The 16827-nt window shown below is 71.6% G+C and carries 14 protein-coding genes and 1 tRNA gene; 5 read left to right on the top strand and 10 right to left on the bottom strand.

Annotated elements, in window-relative coordinates; all coding sequences use genetic code 11:
- Nucleotides 1-1034: 1034 nt before the first annotated feature.
- A complete protein-coding gene (locus WMF29_RS17445; RefSeq protein WP_437329910.1) occupies nucleotides 1035-2771 on the bottom strand; it encodes a DUF6178 family protein in 1737 nt (578 codons plus the stop codon).
- A gap of 687 nt (nucleotides 2772-3458) precedes the next feature.
- On the opposite strand from WMF29_RS17445, the gene WMF29_RS17440 reads away from it, so the two are divergent.
- Nucleotides 3459-4469, top strand: coding sequence for a hypothetical protein (locus tag WMF29_RS17440; protein WP_437331131.1), 1011 nt, complete (start codon nucleotides 3459-3461; stop codon nucleotides 4467-4469).
- Here the strand turns inward: WMF29_RS17440 and WMF29_RS17435 are convergent.
- Nucleotides 4428-4503 (bottom strand) — tRNA-Lys (locus WMF29_RS17435). The two genes, WMF29_RS17440 and WMF29_RS17435, sit on opposite strands and share 42 nt — an antisense overlap.
- 234 nt (nucleotides 4504-4737) lie before the next feature.
- Here WMF29_RS17435 and WMF29_RS17430 point away from each other — a divergent pair.
- A complete protein-coding gene (locus tag WMF29_RS17430) occupies nucleotides 4738-5493 on the top strand; it encodes a S1 RNA-binding domain-containing protein (RefSeq protein WP_437329909.1) in 756 nt (251 codons plus the stop codon).
- 469 nt (nucleotides 5494-5962) lie between these two features.
- On the opposite strand, the gene WMF29_RS17425 is transcribed toward WMF29_RS17430, so the two are convergent.
- Nucleotides 5963-6163, bottom strand: coding sequence for a hypothetical protein (locus WMF29_RS17425; RefSeq protein WP_437329908.1), 201 nt, complete (start codon nucleotides 6161-6163; stop codon nucleotides 5963-5965).
- Between WMF29_RS17425 and WMF29_RS17420 the strand changes: the two genes are divergently transcribed.
- Nucleotides 6162-7664, top strand: a complete 1503-nt coding sequence (locus WMF29_RS17420; RefSeq protein WP_437329907.1) for a L,D-transpeptidase — start codon at nucleotides 6162-6164, stop codon at nucleotides 7662-7664. The genes WMF29_RS17425 and WMF29_RS17420 overlap by 2 nt on opposite strands.
- A 161-nt stretch (nucleotides 7665-7825) precedes the next feature.
- Here WMF29_RS17420 and WMF29_RS17415 read toward each other — a convergent pair whose 3' ends face one another.
- Nucleotides 7826-8275 (bottom strand): acyltransferase, encoded by a 450-nt coding sequence (locus WMF29_RS17415; RefSeq protein WP_272098387.1) that lies wholly within the window; start codon nucleotides 8273-8275, stop codon nucleotides 7826-7828.
- A 473-nt stretch (nucleotides 8276-8748) separates the two neighbouring features.
- On the opposite strand from WMF29_RS17415, the gene WMF29_RS17410 reads away from it, so the two are divergent.
- Nucleotides 8749-9486 (top strand): hypothetical protein, encoded by a 738-nt coding sequence (locus WMF29_RS17410; RefSeq protein ID WP_437329906.1) that lies wholly within the window; start codon nucleotides 8749-8751, stop codon nucleotides 9484-9486.
- 204 nt (nucleotides 9487-9690) lie between these two features.
- Here the strand turns inward: WMF29_RS17410 and WMF29_RS17405 are convergent, their stop codons facing one another.
- A complete protein-coding gene (locus tag WMF29_RS17405; RefSeq protein ID WP_437329905.1) occupies nucleotides 9691-10083 on the bottom strand; it encodes a response regulator in 393 nt (130 codons plus the stop codon).
- Between the two features lie 208 nt (nucleotides 10084-10291).
- Nucleotides 10292-10726 (bottom strand): DUF309 domain-containing protein, encoded by a 435-nt coding sequence (locus tag WMF29_RS17400; protein WP_437329904.1) that lies wholly within the window; start codon nucleotides 10724-10726, stop codon nucleotides 10292-10294.
- 82 nt (nucleotides 10727-10808) lie between these two features.
- Here WMF29_RS17400 and WMF29_RS17395 point away from each other — a divergent pair, with 82 nt between their 5' ends.
- The gene (locus WMF29_RS17395) at nucleotides 10809-10979 is read left to right on the top strand and encodes a hypothetical protein (protein ID WP_272098382.1); all 171 of its coding nucleotides are present in this window, start codon (nucleotides 10809-10811) and stop codon (nucleotides 10977-10979) included.
- A gap of 32 nt (nucleotides 10980-11011) precedes the next feature.
- Here WMF29_RS17395 and hflX read toward each other — a convergent pair whose 3' ends face one another.
- The 4 genes from hflX to WMF29_RS17375 all read right to left on the bottom strand — a co-directional run bounded on the left by hflX (nucleotide 11012) and on the right by WMF29_RS17375 (nucleotide 16822).
- Entirely contained in the window at nucleotides 11012-12448 is a 1437-nt protein-coding gene (gene hflX, locus WMF29_RS17390; protein ID WP_437329903.1) for a GTPase HflX, read from the bottom strand.
- Nucleotides 12449-12667: 219 nt separating this feature from the next.
- Nucleotides 12668-14590, bottom strand: coding sequence for a GAF domain-containing protein (locus tag WMF29_RS17385; RefSeq protein ID WP_437329902.1), 1923 nt, complete (start codon nucleotides 14588-14590; stop codon nucleotides 12668-12670).
- A 352-nt stretch (nucleotides 14591-14942) separates the two neighbouring features.
- Nucleotides 14943-16256: a WD40/YVTN/BNR-like repeat-containing protein gene (locus tag WMF29_RS17380; protein ID WP_437329901.1), complete on the bottom strand. Its 1314-nt coding sequence runs from the start codon at nucleotides 16254-16256 to the stop codon at nucleotides 14943-14945.
- A 158-nt stretch (nucleotides 16257-16414) separates the two neighbouring features.
- Nucleotides 16415-16822, bottom strand: a complete 408-nt coding sequence (locus WMF29_RS17375; protein WP_437329900.1) for a FixH family protein — start codon at nucleotides 16820-16822, stop codon at nucleotides 16415-16417.
- Nucleotides 16823-16827 lie beyond the last annotated feature (5 nt).

Here is a 16827-nt window from a genome sequence, read left to right as displayed (position 1 = left end):
GCCTGCTCCTGCCGCGACATCCCCACCGACGGCGACCATCGTTCCAGCCATGCACCTCCGGACGCGGATGAGATCGCGGTCCGGCCGGACCTTCGAGCATTGCATCGAAGGTTCCTAACTTCTTACAAAATTAACCTGTTCGACGCTCTGGCGTCGCCGCTTCGCAACCTCATTGAAACCATTGAAATCGTTCAATGTCGTCGCTGCACCAGTGGTGCCAATCAATGGCTGGCACACCTGCAAGCCTGTGCGACACACGTGTCGCCAAGAGCAGTCGCAGCGGCAAGTACCCCTCAAAACCTCCCGTCGCCGGCCAACAAAGACGCATCGTGCGCCTGAGTTGCTCGCGTTCCAGCATGCAAGAGCACGATTTCGTCGTCGTGCCTTGGCGTGCTCGCGTCTCTTTGACTGGCTCGGTATGGTTGTGTCCGCCAGGCTACATATAACACTGCCGACAGATTGAGCAATAGGTATCTGCAAGCCGCATTACTTCCGCTCATAACGGTATTTTACACCGATAATGAAACGCGTATGGGGCCGAGCGTCGGTACCTTCACCCGCATGCCAGGCAGGCGCATGCCTGGCGCCAGGGCAAGACCCGGCCGCTCTACCGCTTTACCGGCTCATGAGCCGCGCGAGGCGAGCACGAGCGAACCATGCTTTACACTGCGCCGAAGGTGTTGTGCCGGACCCGGTCCCGAGGCCGCGTCACCGCAGAAGGTCGTCGCGCCGCGCCCGTCGATGGTCGACCCTTCGTGCCCTTCATCGTCGAGCAGCTCGGCAAGTATCCCTCGCGGCGCTCGAGTCGCCTCCTCGGCATGCTTAAGGAGCGCGGCCATCCGGGCGGTCCCGATCCTGTGCGCCGGGTGATCGATCGGCCGTCTCCGCCCCAAGAAGCCCGCAGACTCAACAGCCAGCTATCTTGACACTCCCCGTCGCTCGCGGCTCGCCAAGGGCGAGAAGCGGCACCGCCACAGGCGGTACCGCTTCCGTGGTCCCCGCAAACCCGCTTCGGGAGTGATGAAATTCAAATTCTACTTCTGGCGGCCCGGTCCAGGTCGGGTGCGCTTGAGTCGAGGCTTGGCGGGGGCGTCGGTGCGGGCTGCGCGCTCTGGGCCCTTTGCACCGATCACCTCCGGCCGTTTCAGCAACGTCTGTATGGCCAGAACCTGCGCGCCCGTGGAGATGAAGCGCAAAGGCCGGCCCGCGGTGGTCCGCGATCCTTCGCCCACGCCGTGAGGCAGCGTCGGGTACTCGTCCAGGAGCGCCCGAAATGTCGATGTCGTCTCGGCCCCGAGCACGCCCTCGATCCGGTCGAGCTTGCCGCGCGAGCGCCACGGCTTGCCCGCGTCGGCATCCGCCCCGAGCCCGAGGGCCACGCGCTCGATCTCCCGGGCCGTCTGCGCGTCGGACTGGTCGGCGGCCAGCTTTGTCAGCGCTTTCCGTATCGCGTCGGCGGCGAAGAGCGACACCCGGTGATGCAGGATGTTCCACCCGGCCATGAAAATCTTCACCGCGTCGTGCTCGATGATCACCGACACGAGCTCGTCCGGGCTCGGCTTCTTGCGCGCCGATCGCTCTCCGAGGAGTTGTTCGAGCCCGAGGTTGCACGTGCAGATGGCGGCTTCGACTGCCTCGAACGGCCGGAACGCACCGCCGTTGTAGCTGCATCCGGAGATGAGGACGTTCACGAGGTAGCTCAGCTCCATCAGGCGCTTCCCATAGATCTCCGCGTCGCGCGTCTTCACCTCGCGGATCGCCGACGTGAACGGGAGATCGTCCCCGTGCTTCGCGCCGGCCGTGAGGAGCCCCGGCTCGGTCGCAGGCGGCAGGACGTCCGCTTCGCGCAAAACCTCGAGGAAGCCCTTGAGGCTCTGCGGATTCGCCGCATTCTTCGCCTCGAGCGCGTCCGATCGCCGAGCCGCCGCTGCGGTGGGTCGACCCTTCACCGCCGCCGCGCGGAAATGGGCGCGCGTGACGGCGTCGTACGTTCGGGACTGCAGTACCTCTTCCAGGGGTGTGACCCTCGACAGATTCAGGAAACTCGCCGCCGCCGAAGGAGCGACGAACCCCTCTTGCTCGCGCCGATCTTCCCGCTCACCGGCCACGTCAGACTCCAGCATTTCCTCGGAGGTGAGGACGTCGTACAGACCGCCGGATTCTTCAATGTACTCGGAGGAGATGGCGCAGCACCTGTCGAGCAGCGTTCGTAGGAGGGTGTGATGTTCCTTGTCCAGCTCGACCAGGACCGAGAGAATGGGCTCCCAGCTCCGGTGGTTCTTGGCGATGACCCGGAACTCCTCGAACTCTTGGTACAGACAGCCCTCGAGCGCCTTTTCCACGAGATCGTCATCGTCCGAATGCGCCGAGCTCGACATCTGCACGCAGAGCCCGTCGATGTCGATCACGAGGACGTGCTTGCACAGGGCCAGCGTGACGAAGTCTTCGTCGAGCTCGGCGATCTTCTGCGCCGCGAACGCCTCACCGGCCTCGAGCATGACCTCGATCCAGAGGGCGAATCGATCTGCGTCGAACGTCTCGTCCTTGCCCGGGCGCTCGCTGCGCCACAAATCCTCGTCGAAGATTCCCTCGAGCTGCGCGGTGGTCGCGAGCGCGACGATCTCGCCCGCGTCTTCCAGGCCAATGTGATGAATAAGCTTGGTGAGCACCGGGGCCGGTAGGCCCTGCACGAGGTGGACGAGATCCGGCTGTTCAAGGAGTCGCGTCACGAGGTGGCGAGGACGGGTCGATGTGGTGAGCGGTGTTTTCATGATTTGCCTTCTTTAGCGCTCTGGACGCGCCTGTAAAGCGCGATCGTCGCGAGGGATGATGAGCAGGTGTCGCCGCTCGGCGCCCGCCCGACGCTTCAAATGAAATCTATTTTGAGCGATTTCCAGGTTAACTGTACGTTTTCGCCGCGCCCTGTTCATGAAGGCCGTGGGAGGCGACGCTCGTGGGCGCGCACGCGGCGACGGGCTTGGCCTGGCGCCCGTCACGCTCACCAGCCGGGGCAGCCCGCGCGCGCCGCTGCGTCCGCCTTCCGCCCGGTGTTGAAGACCGACACGATCCGCACATTTCAGCCCCTCCCGTCGTGATGTCGGGGGCGGGGCGGCACCGGCGGAAAGGTCGCCCCAGCGAGGTGCAGCAGTGGAGAGCCCCCATGTTGGTGACACCGGCATTGCGCTTGCAACTCGCGCACGCCGAGGCCATGGCCGCACACGGAAACCACCTCCGCTGACCGGATCACGGAGCGCGTCAACGAGCTCCGGCACAGCTTCCAGGTCCAGCTCGACCGCGGTGATGGCGTGTCGTTCACGATCCCCGTGGTCAACGACTGAGGAGTCGGGATTGCCCCCATAGACGCCTCGCCGTGGGTGACACCGCGGCGAGGCACCGGCGCAGCATGCCCGCTGCGCAGACACATGAGGTGATGATGAAGTCCACGACCAGCAACTCGGTTGATAGGACGTCTTTGCGGCGCAGGCTCGGGACCGTGCGCGACAGTTAGCTTGCCGCTTTCCGGGAGCGCGAGAGCCGTCGAGTGCATCCTGCTCGCTGTCCTGTCTGCCGATCACGCGCTGCTCGTGGGCCCTCCCGGTACGACGAGGAGCGCCTCGTTCTTCGGGTTCCTTTCGCGCTTCCCAGAGGCGCGGAAGTTCCAGACGCTGGCGACCAAGCTCGGATCCGAGGACGAGTATTTCGGGCCGGTGGAGCTCAGCGCCCTGAAGGACGATCCCTGCGAGCGCAATCTCGACGGCCGGCTCGCCGGGGTCGAGTGCGCCTTCCTCGATGAGGTGTTCAAGGGGTCCGACTCGGCCTCGGCCCAGATCAAGCTCGCTGAGTGGGACGCGGCGCGGGCGGGCGTCGACCGGGTGACGCTGCCCGAGCGCATCGTGCAGGAGCTCCTCCGGATCCGGAACGAGCTCAAGGCCAACGGGCTCGTCGTCTCCGACCGGCGCTGGATCGCGGTCACCCGCGTGCTCCGCGCCGCCACCTGGCTGGACGACTGCGCCGAGGTCGAGCTCGATCACCTCGCCGCGCACCGGCGAAGGTCTATTCGGTCGAGCGGCGCCAACCACATGTCCGGTCTGCTACCGGCCGAGCAGGACGCCGGCTCGCCCATCACGGGGCGGACGGTCGCGCGCTGGATGCGGCAGGCGACGCGCCGCGCGGGCTCGCCGTGCTCGAGGGCCCGCACCCCCTCCGCCACACGGTCTGCCCGCACCTCGCGATGCGGGGGGCGCCTGTGGTACCGATCAAGGAGCTCGCCGGGCACCGCGACGTCTCGACGAGACCATGGGCCACATGCACCTGTCGCCGAGCGCGATCGCGTTGCTCGACGCGTCGCCTGCCGGGGCGGTCCGTGGAGACAACCTGGAACAGGCGGGAGTGCTGGTCGGAAAGGTCAGCAGTTCCGCGTAGTTACTTGGTGGGTCGACAGGGACTCGAACCCTGGACCTACGGATTAAAAGTCCGCAGCTCTACCGACTGAGCTATCGACCCGATTCAGCGGCCGGCGAAGCTAGCAGAAGCCCCCGCCAGGTTCCACCTTTCCGTTCCCGCCGCCTCCCTGCTCTCCGCCCTCCCCGTCCTCTCCCCAGCCCCTCCCCGTCTCCCCCCTCCCCCTCCTTCCGCTTCCGCCCCCTCCCTCTCCACCGCCGTCCTCCCGCCTCCCCCCTCGCTTCCCGCTCACCGCCGCCTTCCTCGCGCCCTCGCCTCGCGCTATGAGGTCGCGCCATGTCGTCGTCACGCCCTTCCGCCGCCTCCAAGGAATCGTTCGCTTCGCTCTTCGAGCAGTCCGAAGGAGCTGGCAAGCAGCGCCGCCGCCAGTACCACACGGGTGAGACCATCGAGGTGACCGTGGTCGCCATCGCTCGCGAGGCGGTCTTCGCGGATCTTGGCGGCAAGCAGGAGGGCATGTTCGAGCGCGTCGCGCTCGCCGACGGCGACGGCAAGCTCCGCGTCGAGGTCGGCTCGCGCGTCTCGGCCGTTGTCGCCGGCGTCGACTCCGGCACCGGCCAGGTGCGCCTCACGCCGGTCGTCGTGCGCGCGAGCGACGGCGGCGACGGCGCGACGTCGCTCGCGGTCTCCGCGCCTGCCGCGGGCGGCGCGCCGCTGCTCGTCGAGGGAGCGCGGGTCAAGGGCAAGGTGACGGGCATCGAGCGTTACGGCGTCTTCGTCCAGATCGCGGGCACGTCCGGCCGCTCGGGCCGCGGGCTCGTCCCGACGGCCGAGACGGCGACGCCTCGCTCCGCCGACCTGAAGAAGCACTTCACGGTGGGGCAGGACGTCGAGGCGAAGATCCTCAACGTGGACGAGTCCGGCAAGATCCGCCTGTCGATCTCCGCGCTCCGCGTCGACGAGGAGCGCGGCCAGTTCGAGTCGTACGCCAAGGCCGAGCGCTCCGGCGGCGGCAACGACAAGGGCGCCAAGCCTGCGCCTCGCAACTTCGGCACGCTGGGTGACCTGCTCGCGAAGAAGGTCAAGCGCTAGCGCCTCTTCCCCCTCGTCCCGTCTCCCTCTCCGTCCTCTCCTTCCCCGTCCTCACGCCGCCGGCAGGAGATTGCATCTCCCCCTCGGTTCAGCATACACCTCGCCCGCTCAGCCCCTCGCGGCTCCAGCTTCGGCTCCTCGTCGCCCGCTGGCTCGCTGGCCCCGCGCGCCTTCGCACCTCGGGCCTGGGTCTCCCTGCCTCCGCCTTCGCGTCGATGCCTCCCCTCGCTCGAGCCCCCGCCCCCGCGTCGCTGCCCGCACCGCAGCGCTCCCCGCGCACTCGCGCTCGCCCCCGCGTCGGACCTCGTGCCACGGCGCCCTCCCGCTCGCTCTCCGGCGCCCTGGTCCGCGCTGGCGCTCTCGCCGTCGCCTTCGCCGGCGCATCCCCGCTCGTCCTCTCGACCGCGGCCTGCTCTCCGTCCCAGGATCCGCCCGGCAGGGCAACCGACGATCACCGCTCCGGCGCCGCTCACGCGACGGCCCCGCTCGCCACCGGTGCCGCCCCCGCGGCCCCGGGTCTCCCCTCGGCCGAGCCGCTGGCCCCCTCTCCTGGGTCCGCCGCGCCGGACGCCGTGTCGCCTGCGTCGCTCGCGTCGTCGGCCGCCGCATCGCCCTCCTCGAAAGAGACCACGCTGCCGGGCCGGGGCGCGAAGATCGCCAGCATCGCCATGCGCACCTGGATCTACGTCGCTCCCGACGAGCGCTCGACGAAGCTCGGCTACCTGCGCGCCGGCGCGGTCGTCGATCGGGCCGAGCTCCCTGCGGGCACCGACGGATGTGCTGGCGGCTGGTACCGGATCGCGCCGCGCGGCTACGTCTGCGTGGGCAAGGGCGCGTCGCTCGCGCTCGAGCACCAGGTGGTCGCCGCGGCCGTGCGCGGTCCGCGCCGTGGTGCGCCCGTGCCTTACTACTACGTCATGTCGGGCTCGCCCCCGCCGCACCTCTACTTCCGGCTCCCGACAGTCGAGGATCAGCGCCGCGTCGAGGGGTCCACGCTCAGCGCCCACCTCGCCCGCGCGGCTGTCGCGCCCTCTTCGTTGCCGCTCGATCCCGTGCCGGAATTCCTCCTCGCCGGCCGGGATCTCCCCAAGCCGTACGGCGCCGAGGAGAAGCTCCACTACTCCGTGCATACGGGCCGCACCAAGGAGAGCTCTGCGTTCGGCCTGATCACGACCTTCGAGTGGACCAATCGCCGCTTCGGCCTCACGACCGAGCTCGACCTCATCCCGCTCGATCGCACCCGCCCCGCGCGCCTCAGCGCGATGCGCGGCGTGATCATCAAGGATCTCGACGCCGACGGCGCCGAGGCCCCCGCGGGCGCGTCCGACACGGCATCCCCGGCCGCCGCGGCGTCGTCGGCATCCCCCACGTCGTCGGCCGCTCCGACGCCCGCCGCCGCTCCGCCGGCCGACACCGCGAGCTTCTCCGTCGCCGAGCTGCCTGCCGACGAGCTCCCTCCCGCGCCGCCCGGCACCGATCCGCGCCCCGATCCCGCCTTGAAGGGCGCCCCTGCCTTCGTCCGCGTCCATGGCGCGACCCGGCAGCGTCCCTCCGCGTCGGGCCGCGCGCTCGTCGACGCGGGCCTCGCGCCGCACCGCTCGGGCTGGGTGCTCACCGGCCGCACGCGTGGCGGGGCCAAGGGGCTGCTCGAGACCACCGAGGGCTCATGGCTCGCCGCCGACCACCTCATCATCGCCGAGCTGCGCAAGGACCCTCAGGGGTTCGCGCGCGACGGCAAGAAGTGGATCGACATCTCGATCCGCCGCCAGATGCTCGTCGCGTACGAGGGCACGCGCCCCGTGTTCGCGGCGCTCATCTCCAGCGGTCGCAGCGGCATGGCCGATCCCGAGGAGACCGATGCCACCGTCCGCGGCTCCTTCTACATCCACGCGAAGCACGTCTCGACCACGATGGACGGCGACAATGAGGCGTCCGAGGCGGCGTTCGACCTGCGTGACGTGCCCTACACCCAGTACTTCCACGGGGGCTACGCGCTCCACGGCGCGTACTGGCACGACGAGTTCGGCAAGGCGCGCAGCCACGGCTGCATCAACCTGGCCCCTGCCGACGCGGCCTGGCTCTTCGAGTGGACCGAGCCCGCCGTCCCGCCCGAGTGGCATGGAGCGCTGAACCTCGAGGGCGGCGGCACGCTCGTCTACGTGCACGGCTGATCGCTCCGTGCACGGCTGATGGCTCCGTGCACGGCTGATGGCTCCGGCTGCCCCGATGCCCTCAGGACAGCCGGACGACCGGCCCAGCTCGCCAGATGCGTCCGGCAAGCTGGGCGGGGGGCCCGCTCACCCGACCGCTGCTGGCCCTTTCGTCCGTCCCGTTACTGGCAGGACGCCGGCATCTGCGCGCCGACCAGGAGGCCGCGCAAGGTCGAGAGCGCTTGCCGTCCCTGCGGCGAGTTCGCCAGGCCGTCACACGCCGAGGCGGCCGCGAGGTAGCCGCCCTGCTGCTCGGGCGGAGCCGACTTCGCGTTCTGGCGCAGCGCCGCGCAGCACTTGCGGATCCCGCTGGGATCGCCCGTGCCGACCACCTTCTTTCCAGCGTCCGCGTCCGCCGTGTCGGCGTCTGCCGCGTCCGCCCCGGCGTCCTCTTCGGGCACGATCTGCGTCGTGGGGGTCGGCGTCGGGGCCGGCGTCGGGACGACGGGCGGAGCCGAGGGCACCGGCGGAACGTCGTCCTCTTCCTTCTTGGGGCACCCGCTGGTGACCAGAGCCACTGCAAGGGGGAACATCAGCGCCCCCAGAACCGTGAAGAGCCGTGTAGATTTCATCTCACCTCAAGTATCCGATTCGCGTTTGCGTGGGAACTTCTGTTCGACGAGGAACGCCCCGATCGCAACCAACTTCCCCGAGCGCACGCGATCATGAGGCCCGCCGGCTGCACGCCCTCGGCGATCCGAGCGGTCGAAGTATGGGCGTCACGAGCCCGCTCGCAAGATCGCGAACGCCGCCGACGGGCCTGCTTCAGGTGCTCCCCGACCTCGGTAGCAGGCGCGTGCGTCACGGCGAACGCGGCGAGCTCGGCGAACGCGAGGCACGCGGCGAACGCGGCGAACACCGGCGCGCGCGCGGGGCGGAATCGATCGTAACGCCCCGCGATCGCGGTCGATGAGCGTGGGCCTGAGCGCGCGGCGGGCCCAAGAGCGCGCGCGTGTGCATGTCCAAATCTCGAAAGGACATGCCGACCGGCGGCGCAGGCGCGCGACTCCAGCGCTCGACCGATACGGCTGAAGCGGGAGCAACCATGAAGTACACGCAGCACGAGGAGTGGGGGAACGAACAGCGAGCCGCCGTCACCAGCCCCGGAGAGGACACATCCGTCTCGTTCTCGGTGGACGCGTCCTCGCTGGATACGCCGGCAATCACGGAGGATGCCGCCGTCACGGCCCCGCCCGCGGCGCGCGCCGCGGGCGAGGAGCGCGACGCGTCCTCGGGGCAGATCGACCTCACCGCGCTGAAGGCCGGCGAGGAGGGCGCCCGCCCCCAGGTCCTCGACCTCTTGCCGATCTTCCCTTTCGGCGAGCCGCCCGCGTCCGCACCCGTGCCTGAGGCGCCGGCGCTCGACGCGCCGGCGCGCGCATGGCGCGCCCGCTCGATCGCCGTCCTGCTCGCTGGCGCCGGCGCGATCGCGGCCCTCACGGCGGGCATCTCTGCCCCGGATGCCGCCGCCACCGGCCCTCGCGCGACGGCCGGCCTCGCCGCCGCCGCGCGCGCGGTCGAGGTGCGGCTCCCGCGCATCGACGCGCCCGCCGAGCGCGCGCTGGCCGCGCCTCCTGTCGAGCGCAACAGCGCTGGCAACGCGCCCGACGACGCAGTCGCCTCGCGGCGCGCGCCCGAGAACCGCGCGCGGCCCACGGGTGCAGCGGCGGCGACGCGCGCCAAGCCTGGCCCAGCAGCGCCAGACACGACCGACCGCCGCGCTCCCACCGACCCGTGCCGCGGCGACCTCCTCTGCGCGATGCGCCGCGCCACGGGCGGCTGATCCACCGCCTGGCGCCGCGGCAGATCCGCCGCGGCCTCGGCCGGGCTCATGCCACGGATGACCCCGCTCGGATAACCCCCTCACGCAGCGCGCCGGGCTCGCGCCCGGCATCGCCCCGCTCAGATAAGTCGCTCAGCGCCGGGCTCGCGCCCGGCATGGCCCCGCTCACGCAGCGCGCCGGGATCGCGCCCAGCCTGGGCCTGCTCAGGCGGAGGCCGGGCTCGGGCCGGGCGAGCACCCCGCGTGCGCCGCGATCGAATCGAGCAGGCGGTTCAGATCGAACGGCTTTGCGACCGACGCGCACGCGCCCACCTCGCGGGCCCAGGTGCCGGCGTCCACCGCGGCCGTCATCACGAGGATGGGCGCGCGCGGACCAGGACACGACGCGTACGCGCGGGCGAACCCCCAACCGTCCATCACCGGCATGCGCATGTCGAGCAGGATGAGATTCGGCCGGTTGCGCTCCAGCAGCGCGAGCGCGGCCTCGCCGTCGCTCGCCGAGAGGACGTCATAGCCCTCCTCCTCCAGCGTGATCTCGAGCATTTCCCGGATCTCCTGGTCGTCGTCCACGATCAGGATCTGCTTGCGCCGTGTCACGCGGCTCCTTTCGGTTTGCAGCTTGGCTCGAGGCTCGGCGCTCGCCGTCCCCTCCACTCCGGTTCCACAGTACCCGTCTGCCACGATATCCCCCCACACGGGCGCTTCCCATGCGCGAACACCACTCAGGCAAACGATGTCACGCCAGCGTCCCATGTCGCACGCGACGAGCGCAGAATCGACTGCGGAGCCCGTTCGGGTCAGAAGCTCACGGCCGCGGACGCGCCCCGGACGGCGATGGCGGCGCGACGTCGCCCGCGATCTCCATCCTGGGCAGAAGCGAGGCGTCGATCTCGGTTCTCTCTCCGCTCACGAGCTGCTCGATCGCGGCCGCTGCGCGGCTGATGTCGTCGACGAGCAGCCGGATCGCCAGCCCGCCCATGCCGTCAGGCGTTCCCGCGAGCCGAGCGCGCGCCTTGTCGAGCAGGCGCAACGCCCCCGGTGGGCTCTGCATCCTCGTGAGCTTGTGCAGGGCCGCGGCGACGAGGATGAGCCCCTGGAGAAACGTCTTCCTCACGGGGTCCGGCTCGTCGCGCCATCCGGACTCCCACAGCTCGTGCGCCTCGAAGAACCGCCCCGCGCGGTAAGCTTCCAGCCCGCGTTGGACGATCGCTTCGAGCGCTGCGTCGGTGGAGGAGCTCATGGCGCGGAGCGACGGTGGGCAGCGGAGCGTACCACGCGCCCCGGACGCCCGCGCTCCGCCGCTCCGGTGCTACGCTCCGCGCGTGCAGCGGTGGCTCCTCGTCGCGGTGATTGCTGGGCTCCACCTCCTGGCGTTCGCGATCGGCATCGTCCTGCGCCGCCGCCGGCGACGGCGACGCCTGCAGGCAGACGAGGCGCGCGCCATCGCCGCCCACGCTGACGCCGTGCGCGCCCGCGCCGCCCGCCCGCGCTGACGCCGCGCGCGCCCACGCCGCCCGCCGCGCCCTCAGCGCGCGAGCAGGCTGCGCAGCCGATCGAGCGCCGCCGCGTGCGCCCGCACCGAGAGCCGGCCGCCGACGTCGTCGTACTCCTCCGAGAGCACGCGCGCGTTCTCGTAGATCTCGCCGATGAGCCCCTGCTTCGCGTACGGCAAGAGCAGCTCGGCCTCCACCATCGACTGCTCGAAGAACGCGATGATCGCCTCCCGCAGCGCCGCCACGTCGGCCGGGGTCTTCGCCGAGAGCAGCGTCGCCTCGGGGAACTCGAGGCGCAGCGCGTCCCGCTCCTCCTCGGAGAGCCGGTCCACCTTGTTCAGCAGGAGCCGGCTCGGCACCTCGCTCGCGCCGATCTCGGAGAGCACGCCGCGCGTCACCGCGAGCTGATCGCGGAACGTCGGGTCCGACGCGTCGGCCACGTAGAGCAGGAGCGACGCCTCGAGCGCCTCGTCCAGCGTCGAGCGGAAGCTCGCCACGAGATCGTGCGGCAGCTTCTTGATGAAGCCGACCGTATCCGAGACGAGGATCCGCGGGCGCACCTCCGGGTGGAGCGCGCGCACCGTCGTGTCGAGCGTCGCGAAGAGCTTGTCGGCGACGAGCACCTCGCTGCCCGTCAGCGCCCGCATCAGCGACGACTTCCCCGCGTTCGTGTAGCCGACCAGCGCGACGCGGCGCTGCCCTTGCCGGAGCGCGCGGCGCGTCGACTGCTCGCGCTGGACCGCGGTGAGCTCCTCCTTCAGCTCCGCGATGCGGTCGCGGATCTTGCGCCGATCGAGCTCGAGCGCGCTCTCGCCGGCGCCCTTGCCGCCGATCCCGCCGCGCTGCCGGTCCCCGCCGCCGCCCGTCTCCCGGAGCCGCGGCGCGACGTAGTTGAGCCGCGCGATCTCGACCTCGAGCTTCGCCTCCCGGCTCCGCGCGTGGCGGTGGAAGATCTCGATGATCACGCCCGCCCGGTCGAGCACCTGCGCGCCCGTCGCCCGCTCCAGGTTGCGCGCCTGGCTCGGCGAGATGTCGTGATCGACCGCCACGACCGTCGCCAGGCGCGCCGCCTGCCCGGCGCCGCCCGCGCGCGGCTCCGCGCCGCCGTCGTCGCCCGCGTCGTCGCCGTCGTCGCCGCCGAGCTCGACGTCGTCTTCGTCGCCGTCGCCGTCGCCGCTCTCTGCGGCCCGGCGCGCGCGCGCCTTGTTCTTTCGTTCCGGCGCGCCCGAGGGCACGACGCCGCTGCCGCCCGTGAGCTCCGCGAGCTCCCTGAGCTTGCCCTCCCCGAGCACCGCGGCCGCCGCGAGCGCGCCGCGCCGCTGCGACACGGTCGCGATCACGTCGAAGCCGAGCGTGTGCACGAGGCGGCCGAGCTCGGCGAGATCGGCGGCGTGCTCGACATCGTCGACGCCGGGGAGCTGCACCCCGACGAGCACAGCGAGGGGACGTTCTTGGTTGGTGTTTGTCATACGGTCGTGTGCGAGAGCGGGAGCTTCGCCTCATCTATCCCCGCGACGCAAGCCGCCGCGCGCTCGCCCGCGCCTCGCTGCGTCGCCTCGGACGAACCCGCCGGGCTCGCTCCGGCGAACCGCCGAACTCACCCCGACGCGGACCACGAGGGCGGGCAGGGATAGCCCGACGCCGCCAGCGGGCGTTGCCGTCCGATCACGCCCGAGGCACGAGCGGCGTCACCTCGATCGCGCCGCCTCGCCGTGCAGCCGCGCGCTCTCGATGGCCAGCGACGCGAAGCGCCCGAGCTCCGCGGCCACGCCCGTATCGTCTTGCCGGAGCTCGCGATCCACGGTCCAGAGGCTCAGCAGGCCGAGCCTGCGGCCGCGCGCCACGAGCGGGACGAGGATCGCCGAGCGGGCGCCGAGCTCTCGCAGCGCCGAGAGGTGCTCCGGCCCGCGGGCGATCCGCTGCAGCCACGGATCGGTGACCAGCGGGATCAGCGTCGCCTCCCTGCGCGCCGTCGCCTCCGCCAGCGAGGCGGCGTCGCCGAGCAGCAGCGGCGGGTGCTTGAGCAGCCTCGGCAGGAGCGCCCGCGCCTCGGGCAGGCGCGCGGACGCGACGAGCCGCGGGCCGCCGCCGCCGTCGTCGAGATCGAGCGCGCAGAGGTCGGCGAAGCGCTCGCCCCCGAGGCGCACCACCTGCTCGATCGTCCCGTGGTGGTCGAGCGACTCCGCCATCAGCGCGCTCGCCTCGAGCAGGAGCTGCCGCGCGCGCTCCGCCTTCCTGAGCTCCGTCACGTCCTCGAGCGTCATCACCGCCGCGGTGATGCGCCCGTCGGCGTCGCGCACGGGGGCCACGCTGAAGCTCCCGAGGCGGCGCTCTCCGTCCGCGCGGATGAACTCCATCTCGTCGCGGGAGACCGTCTCGCCGCCGTGCAGCGCCCGGTGGAGCAGCCAGCGCGCGCGCTGGTCGTCGTCGGTCTCGCTCAGCAGCGTCCGCAGCGGCGCGTTGCTCGGGGTCTCCTCGGGGCCGCGGACGATCTCCGCGAACCTCCGGTTGTTGAGCGCGATGGCGCCCGACGCTCCCTCCGCGACGACCACGCCGACCGGGAGCCTCTGGATCGCCGCCTCGAACCGGCCGCGCTCCCCGGCGAGCTGCTCGCGCAGCTGGGCCTGGGTCGCGAGCGCGGCCGCGCGCTCGGCCGCCTTCTTGAAGAGCAGCCGGTCTCCCTCGGAGAACTCCGCCACGCGGCGGGAGCTCACGACCGTGACGCCGACGAGGCGACCCTCCGAGAGCATCGGCACGCCGTAGAGCGCGTGGAGCGCGTCGCTCGGGCGCTCGCTCTGCGCCCCCGACTCGGGCCCCGCCGCGCCGCCCCCGGCGTCGGTCGCCAGCGGATCCGGCGCCGCCGAGCGCAGCGCCACCGGGCGCCGCTCGCGGACCACGCGCCCGACGAAGCCCTCCGCCAGCCTGTACGCGCGCAGGCCCCACAGCGCCTCGTCGACGCCGATGCCGGCGCGGATCCGCAGCACCTCGCCCTCGAGCAGCAGCATCACCGCCCAGTCGACCGACCGCGCCGACTCGACGACCACCTCGACCAGCCGCCGCAGCAGCCGATCGATGTGCACGTTGCCCATGCCCTCGGCGGAGACGCGATCGAGCGCGCCGAGCGCCCGCTCGCGGAGCGCGGCGCTCCGCGTCGCCGGATCGATGATCACCTGATCGAGCACCTCGTGCAGGATCGTCATCTCGACCCACGACGGCTGCGTGCCCGTCCGCTCGAGCATCCGGAGCACGCAGCGGCGCAGCACCGAGTAGTGAGCGGCGACGTCTTCCAGCTCGAACCCGTCGCGGAGCTTGTCGAGCACGCGGAAGCCGAGCAGCGGCTCGGGGAACTCGACCGACACGGACTCGACGCCGCCCCACGCGTCCGGCTCGTCACCGCCCGGCGGCGCCGCCGCCGCGGCCACGGCCGCCTCGAGACGCTCGGCGAGGCGCGCGAAGATGGAGGGCAGCTCCTCGCGCAGCGCGATGTAGCCGGGGGACTGCTCGCCCGGCGCGCGGCGACGCTCGGCGCGCTCCCATGCCTCCAGGATCTCCGCGCTGTGAGCGCGCAGGAAGACGGCGAGCGGCGATCTGGGAAGGTCTCTAGGGGCCATTCACGCGCTGGCCGGAGCCGAGGCACCCTCAGTCTACGCCAGCCCACGAGGACGTAGATCCAGAAACGAACCAGGCGACGGCTTGCCCGTCCGACTCTCCCGCGGACGGCGCCGAGGCGGTCCGGCCTCTCCGTCCGTACCCTTCTTCCTGGGCCATGCGAGCGCGCTTCCATAAGCGGTTATGTGGCGCTCGCCTGCACACGAGCGCCGTCGCGCTCGCCAGCGCGCCTGCGCCGTCGCGCTCGCTCGTGTGCCGTGGCGCTCACGCTCCCGGCCGCCGGGCGCTCGCTCGCGCGTGTCGCCGCGCTAGCGAGCGCGCCTGCGCCGCCGCGCGCTCGCGTGTGTCGCCCCGCTAGCGAGCGCGCCTGCGCCGCCGCGCGCTCGCGACGCCCGCCGCGAGCGCAAACCAGATCGCGCTGCTGGCGGGCTGCGCGGCGCCCTCGCCCCTCGCCGCGCCTGCCGCGCCGATCTTGCACCCGCACCCGTCCGACGCCTCCGCTGGCGGCGGCTCGGATCCCCCGCCGCTACTGCCGGTCGCTGCGGCGCCGTCGCACTGCTGGGAGCCGATCGTGAGCTCCGTCGCACCCCACAGCGGAGCGCAGGTCGAGGTCGCGCCGCTCTCCGGCGCGCACTCGATCGGCCCGCAGAGCCCGTCGAGGTGCAGCAGCGCCGAGAAGCTCTCGCCGTCGTCGATCGATCGGCCCACCGTGAAGCCGTCGGCGAACTCGTCGCCGCAGGCGAAGAGCGCCTCGGCGGTCCAGGTCAAGCACCGCGCGCCGACGTCCGAGATCTTCTCGAACTCGAGCGACGCGGCCGGCGCGCGCCAGATCCCGTCCTGCGGCCCGCCCACGATCACGGTCGCGCCGTCCGGCGAGAGCGCGAACCCGAGGAGGTCGCCGGCGCTCTCGAAGGCGGTGATGAAGCTGCGCCCTCCGTCCTTCGAGACGAGCAGCGCATCGGTCGGATCGCCGTCGAGCCGCACGTAGACGATGTCGGGGTCGACGGGATCGATCGCGCCCAGGAACGGCAGGCGCATGTCGTTGCTCCCCGGGATGTCGAGCCGCTCCCAGGTCGCGCCGCGATCATCGGTGCGCTGGAGGACCCCGACGTAGTCTGGCGCGCCGTAGCGGCCGCTCACGTAGACGCGAGCGCGGTCCGAGGGGGCTGCGTCGACCGTGTGGGCGAGGAAGTCCTCGGGCAGATCGACGCCGGCCTGGGTCCAGCTGTCCGCGTTGTCGCTCGTCTCCCAGAGCTGGGTCAGGAACTGACCCGCCCCGAGCCCCAGGCTGATGACGAGCACGGCGCGGGAGGGGTCCTCGCGATCGGCCGAAAGATCGATGACGTAGCGGTTCATCAGATCGCCCTGGGCGAACGACCAGTCGCAGCCTCCGTTCTTCGACGCGCTGAGGCCGTCGAAGACCCCGGCGATGATCGTCCCGTCGGCGAGGAAGGAGATCATCGGATCCTCGTTCCCGCCGAAGCCGACGACCGGCTCGCAGATCCAGCGCCAGCGCTCGCCGCCGTCGCGCGAGGCGAGCAGGCCGTAGGTCGCGCGGACCATGAGGCGCGACGGATCGCTCGGGTGCGACGCGATCAGGCCTGCGGCCGGGAAGCGTCCGTTGGCCGAGGCCGGCGCCGGGAACGCGGCGACCGAGAGCAGCGCCACGACCGAGAGCAGCGCCGCCGCGCAGGACGAGAGGGGGCCGCGCCGCCGCGCGCCCGGTCCGCTGCGCGGGTGATGCGTCGGCGCTAGGAGGGCTCGCTCGGAGCGTTCGGTAGGGGCTCGCTCGGAGCGTTCGGTAGGGGCTCGCACGAGGCGTCAGCCTAGTGGACGTCGAACTCGAACGCCGCCTCGTCGATGAGGGACGAGGCCAGGGCCCGGTATTGCACGTCCCAGAGGCCCCCCATCCCGAAGGGCACGTCGGCGACCTCGTACAGGCCGGGCTCGATCTCCTTGCCCTCGTGCACGGACCCGTGCCCCATGCTCGTCATGCTCGCGTAGACGCGGAGCTTGATCCGCTGCACCGGGTTCCCCGAGTCGGTCCACGTGAGCCGCACGTGGAAGGTGTTGAAGCCTCGCTTGATCGGCTCGATCGACTCCACCGCGAACTCGATGCGCCCGTTCACGCCGACGTCCAGCCGGTTGCCGGCATCCGGCTCCACGTCCCGGGAGCCGCAGCCAGCCGGCGAGAGGACGGCGAGCGCCGCGATCAGCGCGGCGCAGGCGCTCACCGCGC

Origin of the sequence: Sorangium sp. So ce381, assembly GCF_051473845.1 — a bacterium.
Taxonomy (GTDB): Bacteria; Myxococcota_A; Polyangia; order Polyangiales; family Polyangiaceae; genus Sorangium; species Sorangium atrum.
This window is presented reverse-complemented; position numbering and strand designations above follow the sequence as displayed.